Below are 18,858 nucleotides of genomic sequence, written 5' to 3' on the forward strand. Positions count from 1 at the left end.
CAGAAAATAACCGTGGATCGGGGAGGCATGTGTCTCAAGGGGGTAAAAATATAAGGCAATTATTTCAATGATTTAATTTAGGATACCCGTATTATCCCCTAATATCCCCTTCCATCCCAACCGTTCCCCTGATAACCCTGATTTGTTATCGGGGTATTCTTCCTGTCCGGGATTCTGCTTCGGAGGCGCGTGAACAAGCGCACTTCTGGATCGGGGAGATTATCGCCCCGGTTCGGATGAGGAATTCTCGCTGTGTCAGGTGCGTTTGCATATTCAGGCTCTGCAATATCGGCGATAGACGACAAGGGTCGGCTGTCGGTGCCGGCCTTCCTGCGCAAAAATCTGATTGAGAGCAGCGATGGCCGGACTCTCTGTCTTGGAACTCATGAAAAATGGGATTGTCTTGTCGGCTTCGGCCTCAGCCGCAAGGCCGACATGCTCGCCGAAATCGACAAGCAATGGGAAGCGGCGATCGCGCGGGGCGACAGCTTTGACAAGGATGCCGCCGGGGCTCGTAAATTCTCGTCCCTTCAGGACCTCAGCTTTGACGCCAGCGGGCGCTTCGTCCTGCCACCCCACCTCATGGAAATCGGTCATCTCAAGGACAACGTCCTGTTCCACGGGATCGGAACGACCTTCTGTCTGTGGAATCCGCAGACCTTGCTCGACACGACCGATGACGTCCCGGTAGACCGGCGTCTGGTCGAACATCATCTGAGAGATATCGGCGAAAAAAGCGGAGGGAAAAAGAAATGACCCTCGCTGCTGCCCGCCATGTACCGGTCCTGCTCGATGAAGTGATCGAAGCGCTCGCCATTACCCCTGGCGAAACGCATGTCGATGGCACCTTTGGAGCAGGGGGCTATACAAAAGCGATGCTGAAGGCCGGCGCAAAGGTTCATGCCTTTGATCAGGATCCCGATGCGATCGCCAATGGTCAGGACATGGTTGCCGATGCGGATGGCAACCTTGCCTTGCATCATGCCCGCTATTCCGAAATGGCCGAGATCCTGATCGACGAAGACATTGAGGGCGTGACCCTCGATATCGGCGTGTCCTCCATGCAGCTGGATCAGGCCGAGCGGGGTTTCTCATTCCAGAAGGACGGTCCGCTCGACATGCGGATGGCGCGCGATGGCGAAAGTGCGGCCGATTTCCTGAACGAGGCTGAAGAAGAGATGATCGCCGATGTCATCTATCGCTATGGTGAGGAACGCCGGTCGCGGCGCATCGCGAAGGCCATCGTTGAGGCGCGGCCACTGACCCGCACGTCCGAATTGGCGCAGGTTGTCAGAAAAGCGCTGGGATTTCGTGCGGGAGACAAGAAGGATCCGGCTACCCGGACTTTCCAGGCGATCCGCATCCATATCAATCGCGAACTGGGCGAACTGGAAGACGGCCTGGCTGCCGCTGAAAAAATGCTCCGGCCAGGTGGCCGCTTGGCTGTGGTGACGTTTCACAGTCTGGAAGATCGCATCGTCAAAAATTTTCTGCGGGACCGTAGCGGGCAGAAGTCCGCCGGTTCTCGCCATCTACCCCAAGTTAACGAGACACGGCCGGCACCCACCTTTCATAAACCAGCCAAAGCGGTGCGTCCGGCCGGGGCGGAGCAGACCCTTAATCCCCGGGCTCGCTCCGCCACCCTCAGATCAGCGGTGCGTACTGACGCGCCGAGCGGGGAGAGCGAGCAATGAAGCTGGCCATCAAGCGCCTCGAAGGCATAGGTTGGCTCGCGCTGGTTTTTCTGGTGGCGATTTTGCTCTACCCGCTGTCGCTCAGTGTTGCGACCTTGCGGAGCGACCTTGCCCGTACCGATCACAAGATTATCGAGACGAAAAAGGAAATCCGTTATCTGGAAACAGAGTTCAGCGCGCGCGCCAATCTGCGCCAGCTGGAGGAATGGAATAAGCTGGAATTCGGCTATGCCTCGCCGCAGGCCTCGCAATATCTCGATGGCGAGCGCGCGCTTGCCAATCTTGGCGGCAAAGATCTGCGCAAGCCGGTTCAGGTTGCCGTGATCAGCTCGATGAATGGTGTAAAGCCTGCGGGGATCATTGGATCCGTGTTCGGGACTGCCAAGGCGCAAGATCGCAATCCGGACGGCAGCGCAATCGGCAGCAGGGTTACGCCGCCCGTTGGTGCGGATGACGCGCAAAATGGGCAAAAGCCGGACGGTGCGCATGCGCGCACCACGCGGGTTGCTCAGATGGAAGAGAAGCTGCTGGATGATGGCCTTGTCCGCGATCTCGGGCGCAGGGCGATAGCAGAAAAAATCGAAAGCATGGCCGAATGACGACACTTCTGGCCAACAGCAAGAAGGTGCAGTTTTCGGGAAAAGCCAAGGAGATAACCGCCAGCGCGCATTTCCGACTGATGATTCTGCTGCTGGTTTTTCTGGCCGCGTTCACCATCATCATCGGTCGATTGATCAGCCTGACCATTTTGGAAGATGCGGCCCCGTTCCGCCCGTCAAGCAGCGCATTCATTCCGCCGAGAGGCGATATCGTCGACCGTAATGGTGTTCCCCTGGCCCGGACCATGCGTGGCTATGCTGTCCGGGTGGTCCCGGCGCGTGTCTTGGGTGACAAAGAGGTGTTGGCGAAACAGCTTGCTGCGATTTTTCCCGACACCAGCAAAGACTATTTTCTGAAAAGACTGAGCGGCTCGCACCCGACCTATCTCCGTCGCAGGGCGCTGCCGGAAGAGGTCAAGCAGATCCACGCGCTGGGTGAAATCGGCATCGAATTTCCGCGCGAAGACGAGCGCCTCTATCCGCAGCGGGAGTTGGCGGCGCATGTGCTTGGTTATGTTGACGCAGACGGCAAGGGCGTCATGGGAATGGAACGGGCGCTCGACGAGCGTCTCGTTGACAAAACGCTCCGCGCCACACCGGCCGTCTTGTCCATCGACAGCAGGGCACAGGCGGCGCTGGAGAGCGAGCTTCACGATGCCATGATCATGACGCAGGCGCGGGGCGCGGCCGGGATCATACTGGACGTCGAAACCGGAGAAGTCATGGCGCTTGCTTCGCTGCCAGTGTTCGATCCGAACAAGATCCTGAAGTCTACGATGAAGCACCAGAATAATGAAGTAACCCAAAGCGTGTTCGAGCTGGGTTCGACGTTCAAGCCGTTGACCATTGCAGCGGCTCTTGACGCCGGCACGGTCACCGATCTGGCGGTTCGGTATAATGCCATGGAGCCAATCAAGGTGGGTGGCTTTACGATCAAGGACGACCATAGCCAGGGACGCTATCTCAACGTGCCGGAAACCCTGGTGCACAGCTCCAATATCGTCACTGCCCGGATCGCCGACAATTTGGGCCGGGAAGCCATGGAGAATATGTTCCGCCGTGTCGGTTTCGACGAACGTCCGCATATTGAATTGTTCGAGAGGGGTAAGCCGCTCTGGCCGCGCAACTGGGGACGGGTCACCAATATGACGGTGGCCTATGGCCATGGTATTGCAGTGACCCCGCTCCATCTCGCCAGTGCTTACGCGGCGCTGGTGAATGGCGGTATCTGGCGTCCAGCAACCCTGTTGAAGGTCGAGCCTGGCAAAGAGGCAAAGGGCCGCCGCGTGTTCAAGGCCGCGACCAGCGCCCGCATGCGCCAGCTTTTGCGGATGATCGTGTCAGATGGCACCGGCCGCAAAGCGGATGCGCCGGGATACCGGATTGGCGGCAAAACCGGGTCGGCTGAAAAGCCGTCAGGGGGCGGCTATAACAAGACTTCTCTGGTTTCCACTTTTGCGGCCGCTTTCCCGATGGACAATCCGCGCTATGTCGTTATCGCCATGCTCGATGAACCACAGGGAACCGCGGAAACAGCTTTTCAGCGCACTGCCGGCTGGACGACCGCGCCGATTGTGCGAAAACTGGTATCGCGGGTCGGTCCGATGCTTGGCGTCATTCCGGACGACCATCGTGATGTCGATGTCTCGGAGTTGACCCCGTTGCTGTGGAAACCCAAAGCCGCTTCAAAAGAGCAAAGCAATGAGACTGAATAGCCTTGTCCCCGGCCTCAGTGGTGAAGCGAGTGAGCAGAATGTCACCGGCTTTGCCATTGACCACCGCAAAATCGCCCCCGGCAATGTCTTCGGTGCGTTCAGAGGCGCAAAGTTTAACGGTGAGGAATTCATCGACGCGGCGATCAGGGCTGGTGCCATTGCCGTCGTTGCGGACCCGGGAGCAAAGGTCGATGGTGCCGTCCATGTCGCTGATTCAGAGCCCCGTCGCCTGTTTGCCCAGATGGCCGCGCGCTATTTTACCCCGTCGCCAACCCATGTTGCCGCTGTTACTGGCACGAATGGCAAGACATCCGTTGCAGAGCTGACCCGCCAGCTGTGGCGGATGGACGGTTATAACAGCGCGTCGATCGGCACGCTTGGCGTCACCACGGCTGACGATCAGGTCAAGACCGGATTGACCACCCCTGATATCGTTACATTCCTTTCCAATATGTCCGGTCTGGCCAGAGAAGGGGTCAGCCACGCGATCTTCGAAGCGTCCAGCCATGGTCTTTCGCAATATCGTACGGAAGGCCTGCCGGTAGAGGTTGGTGCCTTCACCAATCTCAGCCGCGATCACCTCGATTATCACGGCGACATGGACAGCTATTTCGAAGCCAAGATGCGGCTGTTCGATGAAGTTGTCTGGAGCGATGGAACCGCCGTTGTCTGGGCCGATGATGATCCGTGGTCCGGGAAAGTTATCCAGCGCGTAAAAGATCGGGGCCTCAAGCTGCTGACAGTCGGTGAGCAGGGATCGACTTTACGGCTGGTATCGCAGACCCCCACGCATCTGGGACAGGTCCTTATGGTCAAGGCAGAGGGCAATACGCACCGCATTGCGTTGCCGCTGATCGGTGCCTATCAGGCCGCCAATATCCTGTGCGCGGCGGCCATTGTGCTGGCGACGGGCGGCCAGCTGGAAAAAATATTCGATCATATCCAGCGGGTGCAGCCGGTGCGCGGCCGGATGGAGCGGGCGGTCATTACGCGCGCTGGTGCACCCGTCTATGTGGATTATGCCCATACGCCCGACGCGTTGCGCGCAGCAATTGCAGCGTTACGACCGCATGTGACCGGCAACCTTATCACCGTGTTCGGTGCGGGAGGCGATCGCGACAAGGGCAAGCGGCCCGAAATGGGCAGGATCGCTGTGGAGATGTCTGATCAGGTTGTTGTCACGGATGACAACCCGCGCAGCGAAGACCCGGCAATCATCAGGGCCGAAATCATGGCCGGTGCAGCCGGAGCCATGGAAGTCGGGGATCGGCGCGCCGCAGTCGCGCAGGCCATTGATCTGGCAGGGCCGCAGGATATCATTCTGCTCGCCGGCAAGGGCCACGAACAGGGGCAGATTGTCGGTGACCGGATAATTCCCTTTGATGACGTTGAAGTTGCCAGAGAATGCGCTGGAGCGCAGGTGCAATGACGGCGCTGTGGACATCAGCGGCGATCGCCGCAGCTACCGGCGGCAAGGCCAGCACCGATTTCGCCGTCGACGGCGTCGCTTTTGACTCGCGCGAAATTGGAGAGAGTGACCTGTTCGTTGCCTTGAAGGGCGAGCATAGCGACGGTCACCTGCACGTTGAGCAGGCCTTTGCAGCCGGAGCCGCCGGCGCGATTGTCAGTCAGCCTGTCGATGGACCCCATGTTCTGGTCAACGACACGGCGAAAGCCCTCGATGCGCTGGGCACGGCGTCGCGCTCCCGTACCGAGGCCAAAATCATCGGCGTGACCGGTTCGGTCGGCAAAACCGGAACGAAGGAGGCGTTGTTTGCCGCGTTGAACCGCTGTTCCTTCGGGAAGGCCCACCGCTCAGTCAAAAGCTATAACAATCATGTCGGTGTTCCGCTCAGCCTGTCGCGGATGCCCGAAAAAACGGCATATGGCGTTTTTGAAATGGGCATGAATCACACGCGCGAACTGTCCGCGCTCACTCGTTTGGTGCGGCCGCATGCCGCGCTTATCACCGCTATTGCCCCGGCGCATATCGGTAACTTTGCGGACGGGGAAGTCGGCATTGCCAATGCCAAGGCAGAGATTTTTGAAGGGCTGGTCCCGGGCGGGACGGCGATCATCCCGCATGACAGCCCGCATTACCAGCGCTTGCGGACTACGGCCGAGCGCTACGCAGGCGAAGTGATTTCATTTGGTTTTGATGCCGCAGCCGATGTGCGCGCGATTGACGTGGTTGCCGCTCCGCGGGGCGGATCGCTGGTTACGGCAAAGCTGGGCGAGCGCAGTCTCTGTTTTACCGTTGCAGAAGCCGGGCAGCATTGGGTCTCCAATTCCCTGGCGATACTGGCAGCCGTGCGCGCCGTGGGTGGTGACCTGGCAACTGCCGGACTGGCACTGGCCGAAATGAGCGGTATTGACGGCCGAGGCCGCCGCCATGTCGTGTCGCTCAAATCCGGCGGCAAGGCGACCGTTATCGATGAAAGCTACAACGCCAATCCGGCATCGATGAAGGCAACGCTGCAACATTTCGCCGCCGAAAAAAATGCCGGGCGCAAGATCGTTCTTCTGGGGGCGATGGGTGAACTCGGTGAGCAGTCCGAACAGTATCACCGGGCCTTGGCTGACGATATTCTTCTGGCCGGAGCAGAGGCGATCATCTTGGTCGGCGATGATATGACACATACTGCCGCGAAACTCGAACAGGACCTTGATCGGGGCGTCAAAATGTCACATGCCGCCAGCGCTTCGGAAGCGCTGGGCGAGGTCGCAAAATTGATCGGCGACGGCGATATTCTTCTGATCAAAGGGTCAAATTATTTGGGGCTTTCCTCTGCGGTATCCGCGTTGGTGAGCGGGGAGTATTAATGTTTTATTTGTTGGCCCAATGGCTTGAATTTGAAGGCATTCTTAATGTCTTCCGCTATCTGAGCTTCCGCTCTGGTGCGGCTGTTTCGACGTCTTTGTTCATCGGTCTGCTGATCGGGCCGAAGTTCATCGACATGTTGCGCATGCGGCAGGGCAAGGGACAGCCGATCCGCGAGGATGGTCCGATCACTCATCTGAAAAAGGCGGGCACGCCGACCATGGGTGGTCTGATGATCCTGATCTCCGTGGTTCTCTCGCTGCTGCTCTGGATGGATCTCAGCAATGTCTTTGTATGGGCCTGTATTTTCGTGACGCTAGGCTTTGGCGCGATCGGGTTCATGGATGATTATGACAAGGTCCGCAAAGCCAGTCACAAGGGGATTCCGGGACGCGTCCGGCTGCTGCTCGAATTCGCGATTGCCGGTTTTGCCACCTGGCTGATTGTCCAGCAGATCGGGACCAGCCTCTACGTACCTTTTTTCAACGACGTCCAGATCGATCTTGGTTACTTCTACATCCCCTTTGCGATGTTCGTGATCGTTGGTGCCGGCAATGCGGTCAACCTGACCGACGGTCTGGATGGTCTGGCAACCATGCCGGTGGTGATTGCCAGCGCCACTTTTCTGGTTCTCGTCTATATGTCCGGTAACGCCGTGTTTTCGGAATATCTCGGCATCCCGTTCGTGCGGGGAGCCGGTGAACTGGCCATTTTCTGCGCTTGTGTGATTGGCGCCTGCCTTGCCTTCCTGTGGTTCAACGCCCCGCCAGCTGCGGTTTTCATGGGCGATACCGGCAGTCTCGCACTGGGCGGCGCGCTGGGTGCAATCGCGGTTTCGATCCATCATGAAATCGTGCTTGCGCTGGTTGGCGGGCTGTTTGTTCTCGAGGCTGTTTCCGTCATCGTCCAGGTATTCTTCTTCAAGCGCACCGGTCGCCGCGTGTTTCGCATGGCGCCGATCCATCACCATTTTGAACAGCTTGGCTGGTCCGAATCCACGATTGTGATCCGTTTCTGGATCATCAGTCTTGTGCTCGCGCTAGCCGGATTGGCAACGTTGAAACTGAGATGATTGTGTCCCCCGCCTTTGCCGGAAAGCGCTATGCCATCCTTGGACTGGCCCGATCCGGCATGGCGGTGCTGGAAAGCCTCCACGCCAGCGGTGCGGAATTGCTCGCCTGGGACAATCGGGAAGAGTTGCGCGCAAGCGTCGCCGACAAGGCGCGGATTGCCGATCCGCTGGAATCCGACCTGGCCGGCTATGATGCAATCGTGGTTTCTCCGGGCGTGCCGCTCAACAGCCATCCGATCGCGCAAAAGGCCAAGGCAGACGGCGTGCCGATCATCGGCGATATCGAATTGTTCGCTCAGGCCCGCGCCTCGCTGCCGTCCCACAGGGTCGTCGGCATCACTGGTACCAATGGCAAATCAACGACCACGGCTCTCGTCCATCATATATTGGAGAGCGCGGGCTTACCGAGCGTGATGGGCGGCAATATCGGTTTGCCGATCCTGTCCCAGGAGCCGCTGCCCGCAGGCGGCGTCTATGTCCTGGAACTGTCCAGCTACCAGATTGACCTTACCGCAAGTCTCGACTGCGACGTGGCGCTGCTGCTCAATATCAGCCCCGACCATCTCGATCGCTATGACAGCTTCGATAGCTATGCCGCGTCCAAAGCGCGTCTCTTTGACATGATGGGTTCTGACCATTGCGCGATATTCGCCAGCGATGATGACAAGACGCAATTGGCTTTGCAAGGGCTGCGAGATCTCGGCCGGGTGCCCAATATCGTGGACACCAGTTCGCGGCAGATCGCCGGTCAACCCGACTGGCCGTCGCTGCAAGGCCCCCACAATCTTCAGAATGCCATCGCCGCGGTCGCCGCGGTCGAGGCTCTCGGCATTACCGAAGCGCAATGGCGTCCGGCGCTGGCCTGGTTTGCCGGTCTGCCCCACCGCATGGAACGCATCGCGGAATCCAGCGGAATAATGTTTGTAAATGACAGCAAAGCCACCAATCCGGCGTCCACGGGGCCAGCATTGGGTGCCTATCCGAAAATCCACTGGATATTGGGCGGCTTGCCGAAGAGCGACAATCTGGCGGAGTGTGAACCCTTCTTCGAAAACGTCGTCCGTGCTTACACGATTGGTGAAGCGGGGGCGTTGTTTGGTAAATTGCTGGCCGGCCATGTTCCGGTCGAGTCCTGTGAAATGATGCTGACTGCAGTGCAGCGTGCTGCCGCCAACGCCCGGCCTGGGGAGGTGATATTGTTGTCACCGGCCTGCGCCTCATTCGATCAGTTCCGGGACTTTGAAGCGCGCGGCAATTGTTTCCGCTGCGCCGTCAATTCGGTGATCGAGAATAAACTGGCCGGAAGCGCCCACGAGGAGGGAAAGCGATGAGCTCATCTGAAAAGGGCCCAGCCAACAAAAGCCCGCATACGGAAATTGCCGGTGGCCTGAAAAAGAAGCGGTTCCAGCTGCAATCGCGGCTCGGACGCAGCGACCGCTCGCCGCTCGCCATCTGGTTCTGGGAACTGGACCGGGTGCTGCTCGGACTGATCCTGACGCTGATTGCCATTGGTTTGATCGCTGTTGCCGCAGCATCACCGGTCACCGCGCTGAAGCACAGCACAGCAACGGTCACGGTTGATCCGCTCTATTATTTTTATCGGCAACTTGGCTGGGTTATCGTCGGCATTCCGATGATGCTGGTGGTATCGATGCTGCCAAAGGAGCAGGCTCGGCGTTTTGCGATCCTGGGCGCGCTCGTCGCGTTTATCTTGCTGTTTCTGGTCCCCATTTTCGGGAATACCGTCAACGGTGCACGGCGCTGGATCGGCTATGGTTTTGCAACTATCCAGCCCGGCGAATTTCTCAAGCCGCTCTATGGGGTAACGCTGGCCTGGCTGTTGTCGCTCAGGATCAAGGATCCCGCGCTGCCGGTGATTTCGCTATCGGTCTTCCTGACCGGAATCATCGCGATCCTGATGATGATGCAGCCGAATCTGGGCGAAACAATCCTGATTTGCGGCATCTGGTTTGCGGTGATGACGGTCTCCGGCCTGTCGGCCCGTCTGATCGCAGCGATAGGTACCGCTGGTGTCGGCGGTTTGGTCGGGGCGTATTTTCTTTATCCCGTGGCGACCCAGCGGATCAACGCATGGTTATTTGGTAGCGGCGAATATGATCAGGTGATGCTGGCCCATAAAGCGTTGACCGGAGGCGGATTGCTTGGCACCGGTCCAGGGCTCGGATCCGCCAAGTTCAAGCTTCCAGAGGCGCACACGGACTATATATTCTCGGTGATCGGAGAAGAATTCGGGTTGCTTGCCTGCATGGCCATCGCACTTGTCTATCTTGCGATCATTGTCCGGGTTTTCCTGAGACTGCTCGATGAAGAAGATAATTTTATCATTCTCGCCGTGTCTGGATTGACCGCCCAGTTTGGCGGGCAGGCGCTCATCAATATGGCGGTGAATCTCCAGCTATTTCCTTCAAAAGGCATGACTCTGCCTCTCGTAAGCTACGGCGGTTCCTCGATTCTGGCGCTCTGCATAGGGATCGGACTTTTACTCGCATTTACCCGGCGAAACCCGTATCTTGACCGTTCACAATATGTCTCGGCCTGGCCCGAGCAAGGACGGATAGCGGTATGAGTTTTTCGAAACATTATGTTTTGGCAGCGGGCGGGACCGGCGGGCACATGATCCCGGCCTATGCGCTGGCCAAGGAACTGGTTTTGCGTGGGCATCGCGTGGCCCTGATCACCGATGCCCGGGGTGCAAAAATTCCCGGCATGATCGAAGATGGTCAGGTCCATGTGCTGCCTGCTGGCCGGGTCACCAAGGATCCGCGCAGCTGGCCGAGCGGTATTGGCGCCATTCTCAAGGGGCGCCGGATGGCTATGCAGCTTTATGAGACATTCCAGCCGTCAGCGATTGTCGGCTTTGGCGGCTATCCTGCCTATCCTGCACTGCTTGCAGCGAACGCCCGGAATATTCCGACGATTGTGCACGAGCAAAATGCCGTTCTGGGCCGGGTCAACCGGCTCGCGGCGCGTTCGGTGAACGCGATTGCGACCGCTTACCCGGATGTTCTGCGGGTAAAGCCGAAATATCAGGACAAGGTCCATCTGGTCGGCAACCCGGTGCGCGAAGAAGTCGTTGCGCTGCGCGAAGAGCCTTATCCGGAGCTGTCGGAAGAAGGCATTTTCCGGGTGCTGGTGACGGGCGGCAGCCAAGGCGCGTCGATCCTGTCCGATGTGGTGCCGGATGCGATGGCGATGCTGCCGATGCACTTGCGCCGCCGCCTGCAAATCACCCAACAATGCCGGGAAGATGATATCGAGGGTGTGCGCGCCAAATATGCCGAGCATGATATCCCGGCAGAACTGGCGACCTATCTCCCGGATCTGCCGCAGCGGCTCGGTTGGGCACACCTGGTAATCGGTCGGGCAGGGGCGTCAACCATTGCTGAGTTGACCACGGCTGGCCGTCCCGCGATCCTGATCCCTCTGCCGAGCGCGATGGATGATCATCAGACCTATAATGTAAAAGAAATGGTCGCGACGGGCGGCGCAAGGGCAATTGCACAGTCACGCTTCACGGCCAAGGAGCTGGCGAAGCAGATGCAGAAGATGGCCTTGCAGCCCGGCGCATTGGAAAACGCGGCACGCTTTGCGGCGAAATGCGGACGGCCCGAGGCGGTCAACGATCTTGCCGATCTGGTCGAAAGCATCGGAACAGCGCCGCTCGGAACGGCGATGAAAGCAGAACGTGACGTAACGCAGCGGCTGTCGACCCGCAAAGAAGCGCTGGCCAAGGACGGTGCACAATGAAGGCTGTCGGTACGGATATCGGGACGATTCATTTCGTCGGGATAGGCGGTATCGGCATGTCCGGGATTGCGGAAGTCATGCACAATCTCGGCTACCATGTGCAGGGCAGTGATATTGCTGAAAGTTATGTCGTCGAGGGATTGCGCGCCAAGGGCATTGATGTGAAAATTGGTCACAGCGCCGAGAACGTCGAAGGAAGCGCCGTTGTCGTGATATCGACAGCGGTCAAGCGCGGCAATCCGGAAGTTGAAGCGGCCCTGGCCAGCCGCATCCCGCTGGTTCGCAGAGCGGAAATGCTGGCCGAACTGATGCGGCTGAAATCGACCATCGCGATCGCCGGGACCCATGGCAAGACGACGACCACTTCTATGGTTGCGGCAATGCTCGACGCAGGAGGTATTGATCCGACCGTGATCAATGGCGGCATCATCAACCAATATGGCTCCAATGCCCGGCTCGGCGACGGCGAGTGGATGGTAATCGAGGCTGACGAAAGCGACGGCAGTTTCCTGCGCCTGGATGGCACGATCGCGGTGGTGACCAATATCGATGCCGAGCATCTCGATCATTATGGCAGCTTCGACAAGATCAAGGACAGCTTTCTTGAATTTGTAGAAAATGTTCCTTTCTATGGCGCGGCGATCCTGTGCATCGATCACCCCGAGGTGCAGGCCTTGTTGCCGCGCATCCGCGATCGCCGGATCATCACTTACGGCTTTTCCGCCCAGGCCGATGTTAAAGGGGTCAATGTGACGCCGGTGGCCGGTGGCAATCGCTTTGATGTCGACGTCCGCGATCGTGACGGCGAGACCAGAAGAATCACCGGTATCGAACTGCCGATGCCGGGCCGCCACAATGTTCAGAATGCCATAGCCGCCGTCGCCGTCGGACTGGAAATGGGCATTGATGATCAGCAGATCGCAAAAGGCTTTGATCATTTCGGTGGCGTCAAGCGGCGTTTTACCAAGGTCGGGGAAGTCGACGGCGTGACCATCATCGACGATTATGGTCACCACCCGGTCGAGATTCAGGCCGTGCTGTCGGCCGCGCGCGAGGGCGCCGAGGGGCGCGTCATTGCCGTGGTCCAGCCGCATCGTTTCACACGTCTGCGGGACCATATGGAAGAATTTCAGGGTGCCTTCAACGATGCCGACATGGTCCTCGCTACGCCGGTCTATGTGGCCGGAGAGGATCCGATCGAGGGTGTCAACAGTGAGGTGCTGGTAGAGGGACTGAAGACCCGTGGTCACCGACTTGCGGAAACCGTCGCCGATCAACAGGCGCTGGCCGCGCGTTTGGCGGATATCGTGCGACCAAAGGACATGGTTATCTGCCTGGGTGCGGGCGATATCACCAAATGGGCCGCCGGCCTTGCGGATGGCATAGCGGAGGCGCGGAAATGACCGTGCTTCCATACTTGTGCTCCGCACTTGATGCGGAGCTCTGGCGGCAAAAGCTGTCTGGCCTTGCAGGGCTCCGCATCAAGTGCGGAGCACGTCTGGGTGCGACGCGATGACCGCTATCGCCACCATGCCTGAAACGCGCGGCAAGCTGACGGAAGGCGCGCCGCTGGCACCGCTTGTCTGGTTCAAGAGTGGTGGACCTGCCCAGTGGCTGTTCGAACCGAAAGATAGCGAGGATCTCCACCAATTTCTCCGCGACCTCGATCCGTCAATAGCCGTCTGGCCTCTGGGGCTGGGTTCCAATCTGATTATCCGTGATGGGGGCATCCGGGGTGTGGTGGTCAGATTAGGCAAAGCTTTTGCCGGTATCGAAGCGGAGGGTCTGTCGCTGCGCTGCGGTGCTGGCGCCCCCGGAATTTCCGCCGCCAGCACCGCCCGCGATCATGGCGTCGCGGGAATGGAATTTTTGCGCGGTATTCCTGGTACCGTCGGCGGTGCGGTACGGATGAATGCAGGAGCCTATGGCCGCGAAGTGTGCGACATATTGAAGAGTGCTGACGTGATCCTCCGCAACGGCGACCTGGTGACCATCCCGCTTGCTGATATGGGCTACAGTTATCGCCATTCCGCGCTGCCCGAAGGCGCGATTGTCGTGAGTGCTACATTCGTCGGCGAACGCGGCGATCCTGTACAAATCGGTGCAGAGATGAAGCGCATCGGTGACGAGCGCGAAGCCTCGCAGCCGCTCCGCACAAAAACTGGCGGCTCCACCTATAAAAACCCTGAAGGCAAGAAGGCCTGGCAACTGGTCGACGAAGCGGACTGCCGCGGCCTGCAGATCGGTCAGGCCCAGGTCTCGGAAAAACACTGCAATTTTCTGATCAATCTCGGCGGCGCGACTTCTGCCGATATCGAGGCGCTTGGCGAAGAGGTGCGCAAGCGCGTGAAAGCGCATTCGGGTGTAGAGCTGCAATGGGAAATCCAGCGGGTAGGGGATGAGCTGTGAAAGATAAACTGCACGTCGCCGTCTTGATGGGTGGATGGTCCGCCGAACGCGAAGTCTCGCTGAGCAGCGGCAATGGCGTGGCCGACGCGCTGGAAAAGAACGGCCATCAGGTCAGCCGGGTCGATATGGATCGCAATATCGCTCTGATCCTCGACGGTATTCGCCCCGATGTCGTTTTTAACGCGCTCCACGGTGTGCCGGGCGAGGATGGCAGTGTTCAGGGCATGCTTGACTTGATGCAAATTCCTTACACCCACAGCGGTCTTGCCACATCGGTCATCGCGATCGACAAGGAACTGACCAAACAGCAACTGGTGCCCGCCGGTATCCCGATGCCGGAGGGCAAGATTGTTGCCAGCGCCAGCTTGTACGAGGGTGACCCGCTGCCTCGGCCCTATGTTCTGAAACCGGTTAACGAAGGCTCATCGGTGGGCGTCGCGATTGTGACCGATGACAGCAACTACGGCAATCCGATCAGCCGCGACGCGGCCGGTCCGTGGCAGGAATTTGATGAGCTGCTTGCCGAGCCTTTTATCAAGGGCCGCGAACTCACCACTGCGGTTCTGGGCGAGAAGGCGCTATGCGTGACCGAGTTGAAAACCGCGCAGGGTTTCTATGACTATAATGCCAAATATACCGAGGGGCTGACCGAGCATGTCTGCCCCGCTGACATTCCCGAAGAGATTGAAAAGCTCTGTCTCGACTACGCGTTGCGCGCGCATCAGATATTGGGTTGCAAGGGTACGTCGCGTACCGACTTCCGATGGGATGATGAACAGGGCGCGGCCGGCCTTTTTGTGCTAGAAACCAATACCCAGCCGGGCATGACCCCGTTGAGCCTGGTGCCGGAGCAGGCGAGGCAGGTGGGGATCAGCTATGAACAGCTGGTCGAAATAATCGTGAGAGAAGCGCTATGACAGCTACCCAGAAACGCACTAATCGGCCCGCCCGCGGCAAACCGCGCCGTCAGGCCAGACGGAAAGTCAGGCAGGTTTCGGTTTTTGACAAGATATTGCGCGCGATGCCGGTTAGCGAAGAGCAGGTACAAAAGGGCCTGACCTGGGGGCTGGTGGGTGTGTTCATTCTCGGCGCCTATAGCGTCGCGCATTATTCCGGCATCAATGAGCGCATCAAGACGGAGATCGCGGAGGCGGTCGGCGATGCCGGATTTGAAGTGAAGCGGGTTGAAGTGACCGGCGTCAACCGGATCGACGAACTCAAAGTCTATGAAATCACGCTGGCGCAAAAAGACCGTTCGATGCTGCTGGTCGACATTGACGAGGTGCGCGATGATCTGATGTCCAATGGCTGGATCAAGGATGCCCGTATTTCGCGCCGTTTGCCCGATACTCTGGTGGTGGACATTGTCGAGCGCGAACCGGTTGCGGTCTGGCAGAATGAGGGCCAACTCTCGCTGATCGACAATACCGGCTATCCGCTGGAAGCAATCACCGCAGAAGAAATTCCCGACTTGCCGGTTATCGTCGGCAAGCAAGCCAACCTTAAATTTACACAGCTGGATTCGCTGCTTAATGTTGCGCCAGCGTTGCGGCCGATGGTGACCGGAGCGACCTGGATTGGGAACCGGCGTTGGGATCTGGAGTTTGACAGTGGCGAAACTCTGGCGCTGCCAGAAGGCGAGGAGACTGCGTCCGCAGCGCTGCTGAATTTTGCGCGTATGGACGGTATCAACCGCCTGCTCGGTCGCGGTGTGGTGCATTTTGATCTGCGGGATGCGGAACGTGCCTATTTGCGGATGCCGCCAAAACCGGAGAAGGTCGCACTGGAAAGCGAAGGGCCGGAAAGTTGAAGATCAGTGGCAACAAATATCGAGGGGGAGGACCAGGTTCATGCCGACGCGGGTAGAAAAAATATTCACATCCCTCGACATTGGTTCGTCCAAAATCTCGGCGATGATCGCCGGACGGATGGACAATGGCGAGTTGACGGTATTGGGCACCGGTCAACGCGCCAGTAAAGGCGTAAAGCGCGGCTATATTGCCGATACTGAAGCCACCGAGATGGATGTGCGGGATGCTGTAGAACAGGCGGAGCGCATTGCCGGTACGAACATCGACGACGTCTGGGTAAGCTTCTCCGCTGGCGGCTTGCAGAGCATGCTGACTTCGGTCGAAACCGAACTGGGTGGCCACCGGATCGAGCAGGACGACATCGATCTGCTGCTTGACGCCGGCCGCTCCAGCATCGATCCCAAGGGCAAAATGGTGCTGCACGCTCAGCCGGCCCTGTACACGCTCGACGGTCTGAACGGAGTGAAAAAACCAAAGGGATTGCATGCCGATCGGCTTGGCGTGGACATCCATGTGATCCTTGCTGAAGCCTCGCCGGTTCGCAATATCGAAATGAGTGTCCGCGGCGCGCACCTCAACGTGAGGTCGATCGTTGCATCGCCAATTGCCGCAGGAACCGCCTGTCTTTCGAAGGAAGAACGGGAGCTGGGCGTGGCTCTGGTCGAAATGGGCGCGGAAGTGACCAATGTCTCTCTGTTTGCTGGCGGCATGCTGGTCGGGCTGACCACCTTGCCTTATGGAGCCGCGGACATCACCGACGATATCGCATCATCGTTCGGCTTGCGGCGCGCGCAGGCCGAGCGGATAAAATGTTTTTATGGCTCCGCGACGACCAGTCCGCGGGACAATCATGATGTCATCAACCTTGATCTCGAGAAAGGCGCGGAAGCGACGGAAGAAGAAGGCCGCATCACCCGGGCACAGCTGATTTCGGTTATCCGCCAGAGGCTGGATCACCTGATCGGTGAAATCGGCCGCACGCTCAAGGAACTGGGCTTTACCGGACCGGTTGGACGCCAGGTTGTGCTCACAGGCGGCGGTGCCGAGCTCAAGGGTATTGCCGATTATGCGCAGTCGGCGTTGGGCCGGACGGTGCGCGTCGGGCGTCCCACAGGTCTCAGCGCGCTCCCTGAAGCGCATTCTGGTCCCGCTTTTGCCGGACTGGCCGGACTGGCGCTTTATGCGTCGCAGGAGCCGGTTGATCTGCGCTACATGTCGAGAAGTCATCAAAATGTGCACAAATATGGCGGATCGGCGGTGCTCGGGCGGCTGATGTCGGCGATCCGTGGAAACTTTTAGAATTTTGACGAAAAAAATTAACTTTTCGGGTGATTCCCACAGTAAATTTGTGCAAAGCATGAAACTAATATTACACGACGGTAAAATGTGTCGGGAGACAGTGAGATGAGTATCAATATTGGCCCACCGGAAGTCGAAGAACTGAAGCCGAAGATTGCGGTTATCGGTGTCGGCGGTGCTGGAGGCAATGCGATTGCCAACATGATTGCTGCAGAGGTTGAAGGCGTTGATTTCATCGTCACCAACACGGATGCGCAATCGCTGAACAGCTCAACGGCTGAACGGCGGATCCAGCTTGGTCCCGATATCACTCAGGGTCTGGGCGCCGGATCGCGGCCCGAGGTCGGGCGCGCAGCGGCCGAAGAAACGATCGAACTGGTCGAGCAGGCGCTGGAAGGCACACATATGTGCTTTATCGCCGCTGGCATGGGCGGCGGTACCGGCACCGGAGCTGCGCCGGTGATCGCGAAAGCCGCGCGTGACCGGGGTATTCTCACGGTTGGCGTTGTGACCAAGCCGTTTACCTTCGAAGGCACGCGGCGGATGAAATCCGCTGAAGCCGGCATCGAGGAACTGCAGAAAAATGTCGACACGCTGATCGTCATTCCCAACCAGAACCTGTTCCTGGTCGCCAATCCCAACACCACCTTCAAGGAAGCGTTCCTGCTGGCCGACGAAGTGCTGCAGCAGGGCGTTCGCGGCATTACCGATTTGATGGTCATGCCGGGTCTGATCAACCTCGACTTTGCCGATGTACGCAGCGTCATGCACGAAATGGGCAAGGCGATGATGGGTACCGGTGAAGCCGAAGGCGACGGACGAGCCCTGGAAGCTGCTGAAAAAGCGATCGCCAATCCCTTGCTCGACGGCGTGTCGATGCAGGGCGCCAAGGGTGTCATCGTTTCGATTACCGGCGGTGAAGACATGCGCTTGATGGAAGTCGATGAGGCCGCCAATCATATTCGCGAACTGGTCGACCCCGACGCCAATATTATTTGGGGTAGTGCGTTCAACCCCAATCTTGATGGCCGTATCCGTGTTTCGGTCGTCGCGACCGGTATCGACAGCGAGGGCAGCAGCGCGTCCGCGCCGCCGTCATCCTTTGCGATGAGCAGCCCGACAAAACCGTCTGACGAGGCACCGGAAACAGCCAGCTTTGCTTCATCCATTGCCAGCGACGAGAGCGACGAGGAACCAGCGGATGAGCCCGAAACGGCTTCTGAACCAGAACCAGCCGAGGAAGTTGAGGCACCGGTCGCGCCACCGCCGCCTGCAACTCCGGTCGCAACCTATGGTGATGACGATGATGATGATCTGGTGGTCAGACCATCTTTTGCATCCCTGACGCCTGGCGCCGCATCTGCGAAGCCGGAACCGGAAGAGGATGAGCTGGTACTGGGTGATGATGCCATCCACCCTGACGACGATAAACCTGCTCCTGCCAGCGGTTCGACCAGCCAGGTACCGCCACCACCCCGGGTCGCGACCAGCGGCGGTACGTTGTTTGAACGGATGTCCAATCTGACTCGCGGTGGCTCGAAAAGCGATCAAGACGACGACGATGAGGACGACAAATCCCGTGATCCGCTCGACATTCCCCGCTTTTTGAACCGTCAGAACAATCAGTAGGGCCCGAGGCCATATGGGCTTGTTTATACGATGATAGTGGC

16 protein-coding genes are annotated in these 18,858 nt (G+C 58.6%); all 16 read left to right on the forward strand.

Annotated elements, in window-relative coordinates; genetic code table 11:
* Positions 1-252 precede the first annotated feature (252 nt).
* The 16 genes from ACN0WW_RS15575 (at position 253) to ftsZ (ending at position 18,817) form a co-directional block, all read left to right on the forward strand.
* The gene (locus ACN0WW_RS15575) at positions 253-756 is read left to right on the forward strand and encodes a division/cell wall cluster transcriptional repressor MraZ (RefSeq protein WP_417613788.1); all 504 of its coding nucleotides are present in this window, start codon (positions 253-255) and stop codon (positions 754-756) included.
* Positions 753-1,694: a 16S rRNA (cytosine(1402)-N(4))-methyltransferase RsmH gene (gene rsmH, locus ACN0WW_RS15580; protein ID WP_417613789.1), complete on the forward strand. Its 942-nt coding sequence runs from the start codon at positions 753-755 to the stop codon at positions 1,692-1,694. Before ACN0WW_RS15575 ends, rsmH begins: the two co-directional genes overlap by 4 nt.
* A complete protein-coding gene (locus tag ACN0WW_RS15585; protein WP_417613790.1) occupies positions 1,691-2,293 on the forward strand; it encodes a hypothetical protein in 603 nt (200 codons plus the stop codon). Before rsmH ends, ACN0WW_RS15585 begins: the two co-directional genes overlap by 4 nt.
* Positions 2,290-4,008: a peptidoglycan D,D-transpeptidase FtsI family protein gene (locus ACN0WW_RS15590; protein ID WP_417613791.1), complete on the forward strand. Its 1,719-nt coding sequence runs from the start codon at positions 2,290-2,292 to the stop codon at positions 4,006-4,008. Before ACN0WW_RS15585 ends, ACN0WW_RS15590 begins: the two co-directional genes overlap by 4 nt.
* On the forward strand, positions 3,995-5,437 hold the full coding sequence (locus ACN0WW_RS15595; RefSeq protein WP_417613792.1) for a UDP-N-acetylmuramoyl-L-alanyl-D-glutamate--2,6-diaminopimelate ligase: 1,443 nt from the start codon (positions 3,995-3,997) through the stop codon (positions 5,435-5,437). Before ACN0WW_RS15590 ends, ACN0WW_RS15595 begins: the two co-directional genes overlap by 14 nt.
* Positions 5,434-6,831: a UDP-N-acetylmuramoyl-tripeptide--D-alanyl-D-alanine ligase gene (locus tag ACN0WW_RS15600; protein WP_417613793.1), complete on the forward strand. Its 1,398-nt coding sequence runs from the start codon at positions 5,434-5,436 to the stop codon at positions 6,829-6,831. Before ACN0WW_RS15595 ends, ACN0WW_RS15600 begins: the two co-directional genes overlap by 4 nt.
* Positions 6,831-7,901, forward strand: coding sequence for a phospho-N-acetylmuramoyl-pentapeptide-transferase (mraY, locus tag ACN0WW_RS15605; RefSeq protein ID WP_417613794.1), 1,071 nt, complete (start codon positions 6,831-6,833; stop codon positions 7,899-7,901). Before ACN0WW_RS15600 ends, mraY begins: the two co-directional genes overlap by 1 nt.
* Positions 7,898-9,232, forward strand: coding sequence for a UDP-N-acetylmuramoyl-L-alanine--D-glutamate ligase (gene murD, locus ACN0WW_RS15610; protein WP_417613795.1), 1,335 nt, complete (start codon positions 7,898-7,900; stop codon positions 9,230-9,232). Before mraY ends, murD begins: the two co-directional genes overlap by 4 nt.
* Positions 9,229-10,488, forward strand: a complete 1,260-nt coding sequence (locus tag ACN0WW_RS15615) for an FtsW/RodA/SpoVE family cell cycle protein (RefSeq protein ID WP_417613796.1) — start codon at positions 9,229-9,231, stop codon at positions 10,486-10,488. The genes murD and ACN0WW_RS15615 overlap by 4 nt, the downstream gene beginning before the upstream one ends.
* Positions 10,485-11,669 carry an undecaprenyldiphospho-muramoylpentapeptide beta-N-acetylglucosaminyltransferase gene (gene murG, locus ACN0WW_RS15620; protein WP_417613797.1) on the forward strand — a complete coding sequence of 395 codons (1,185 nt, stop codon included), beginning with the start codon at positions 10,485-10,487 and terminating at the stop codon, positions 11,667-11,669. The genes ACN0WW_RS15615 and murG overlap by 4 nt, the downstream gene beginning before the upstream one ends.
* Entirely contained in the window at positions 11,666-13,072 is a 1,407-nt protein-coding gene (gene murC / locus ACN0WW_RS15625; protein WP_417613798.1) for a UDP-N-acetylmuramate--L-alanine ligase, read from the forward strand. Before murG ends, murC begins: the two co-directional genes overlap by 4 nt.
* 109 nt (positions 13,073-13,181) lie before the next feature.
* Positions 13,182-14,078 (forward strand): UDP-N-acetylmuramate dehydrogenase, encoded by an 897-nt coding sequence (gene murB, locus ACN0WW_RS15630; protein ID WP_417613799.1) that lies wholly within the window; start codon positions 13,182-13,184, stop codon positions 14,076-14,078.
* Positions 14,075-14,995, forward strand: a complete 921-nt coding sequence (locus tag ACN0WW_RS15635) for a D-alanine--D-alanine ligase (protein WP_417613800.1) — start codon at positions 14,075-14,077, stop codon at positions 14,993-14,995. The genes murB and ACN0WW_RS15635 overlap by 4 nt, the downstream gene beginning before the upstream one ends.
* The gene (locus tag ACN0WW_RS15640; RefSeq protein ID WP_417613801.1) at positions 14,992-15,888 is read left to right on the forward strand and encodes a cell division protein FtsQ/DivIB; all 897 of its coding nucleotides are present in this window, start codon (positions 14,992-14,994) and stop codon (positions 15,886-15,888) included. Before ACN0WW_RS15635 ends, ACN0WW_RS15640 begins: the two co-directional genes overlap by 4 nt.
* Positions 15,889-15,928: 40 nt before the next feature.
* The gene (gene ftsA / locus ACN0WW_RS15645) at positions 15,929-17,188 is read left to right on the forward strand and encodes a cell division protein FtsA (protein ID WP_417613802.1); all 1,260 of its coding nucleotides are present in this window, start codon (positions 15,929-15,931) and stop codon (positions 17,186-17,188) included.
* 105 nt (positions 17,189-17,293) lie between these two features.
* Complete coding sequence (ftsZ, locus tag ACN0WW_RS15650) at positions 17,294-18,817, forward strand: cell division protein FtsZ (protein ID WP_417613803.1); 1,524 nt, start codon at positions 17,294-17,296, stop codon at positions 18,815-18,817.
* Positions 18,818-18,858: the final 41 nt, after the last annotated feature.

Origin of the sequence: Parasphingorhabdus sp. (assembly GCF_048269865.1) — a bacterium.
In the GTDB taxonomy this organism is placed as follows: domain Bacteria; phylum Pseudomonadota; class Alphaproteobacteria; order Sphingomonadales; family Sphingomonadaceae; genus Parasphingorhabdus.

What these genes read in the sequence shown, in the direction of transcription:
- ACN0WW_RS15590 (WP_417613791.1), top strand. Translation starts at nt 2,290, where the DNA reads ATGACGACACTTCTGGCCAACAGCAAGAAGGTGCAGTTTTCGGGAAAA.
- murB (WP_417613799.1), top strand. Translation starts at nt 13,182, where the DNA reads ATGACCGCTATCGCCACCATGCCTGAAACGCGCGGCAAGCTGACGGAA.
- ACN0WW_RS15615 (WP_417613796.1), top strand. Translation starts at nt 9,229, where the DNA reads ATGAGCTCATCTGAAAAGGGCCCAGCCAACAAAAGCCCGCATACGGAA.
- murC (WP_417613798.1), top strand. Translation starts at nt 11,666, where the DNA reads ATGAAGGCTGTCGGTACGGATATCGGGACGATTCATTTCGTCGGGATA.
- ACN0WW_RS15600 (WP_417613793.1), top strand. Translation starts at nt 5,434, where the DNA reads ATGACGGCGCTGTGGACATCAGCGGCGATCGCCGCAGCTACCGGCGGC.
- ACN0WW_RS15585 (WP_417613790.1), top strand. Translation starts at nt 1,691, where the DNA reads ATGAAGCTGGCCATCAAGCGCCTCGAAGGCATAGGTTGGCTCGCGCTG.
- ftsZ (WP_417613803.1), top strand. Translation starts at nt 17,294, where the DNA reads ATGAGTATCAATATTGGCCCACCGGAAGTCGAAGAACTGAAGCCGAAG.
- murG (WP_417613797.1), top strand. Translation starts at nt 10,485, where the DNA reads ATGAGTTTTTCGAAACATTATGTTTTGGCAGCGGGCGGGACCGGCGGG.
- ACN0WW_RS15640 (WP_417613801.1), top strand. Translation starts at nt 14,992, where the DNA reads ATGACAGCTACCCAGAAACGCACTAATCGGCCCGCCCGCGGCAAACCG.
- ftsA (WP_417613802.1), top strand. Translation starts at nt 15,929, where the DNA reads ATGCCGACGCGGGTAGAAAAAATATTCACATCCCTCGACATTGGTTCG.
- mraY (WP_417613794.1), top strand. Translation starts at nt 6,831, where the DNA reads ATGTTTTATTTGTTGGCCCAATGGCTTGAATTTGAAGGCATTCTTAAT.
- ACN0WW_RS15595 (WP_417613792.1), top strand. Translation starts at nt 3,995, where the DNA reads ATGAGACTGAATAGCCTTGTCCCCGGCCTCAGTGGTGAAGCGAGTGAG.
- rsmH (WP_417613789.1), top strand. Translation starts at nt 753, where the DNA reads ATGACCCTCGCTGCTGCCCGCCATGTACCGGTCCTGCTCGATGAAGTG.
- murD (WP_417613795.1), top strand. Translation starts at nt 7,898, where the DNA reads ATGATTGTGTCCCCCGCCTTTGCCGGAAAGCGCTATGCCATCCTTGGA.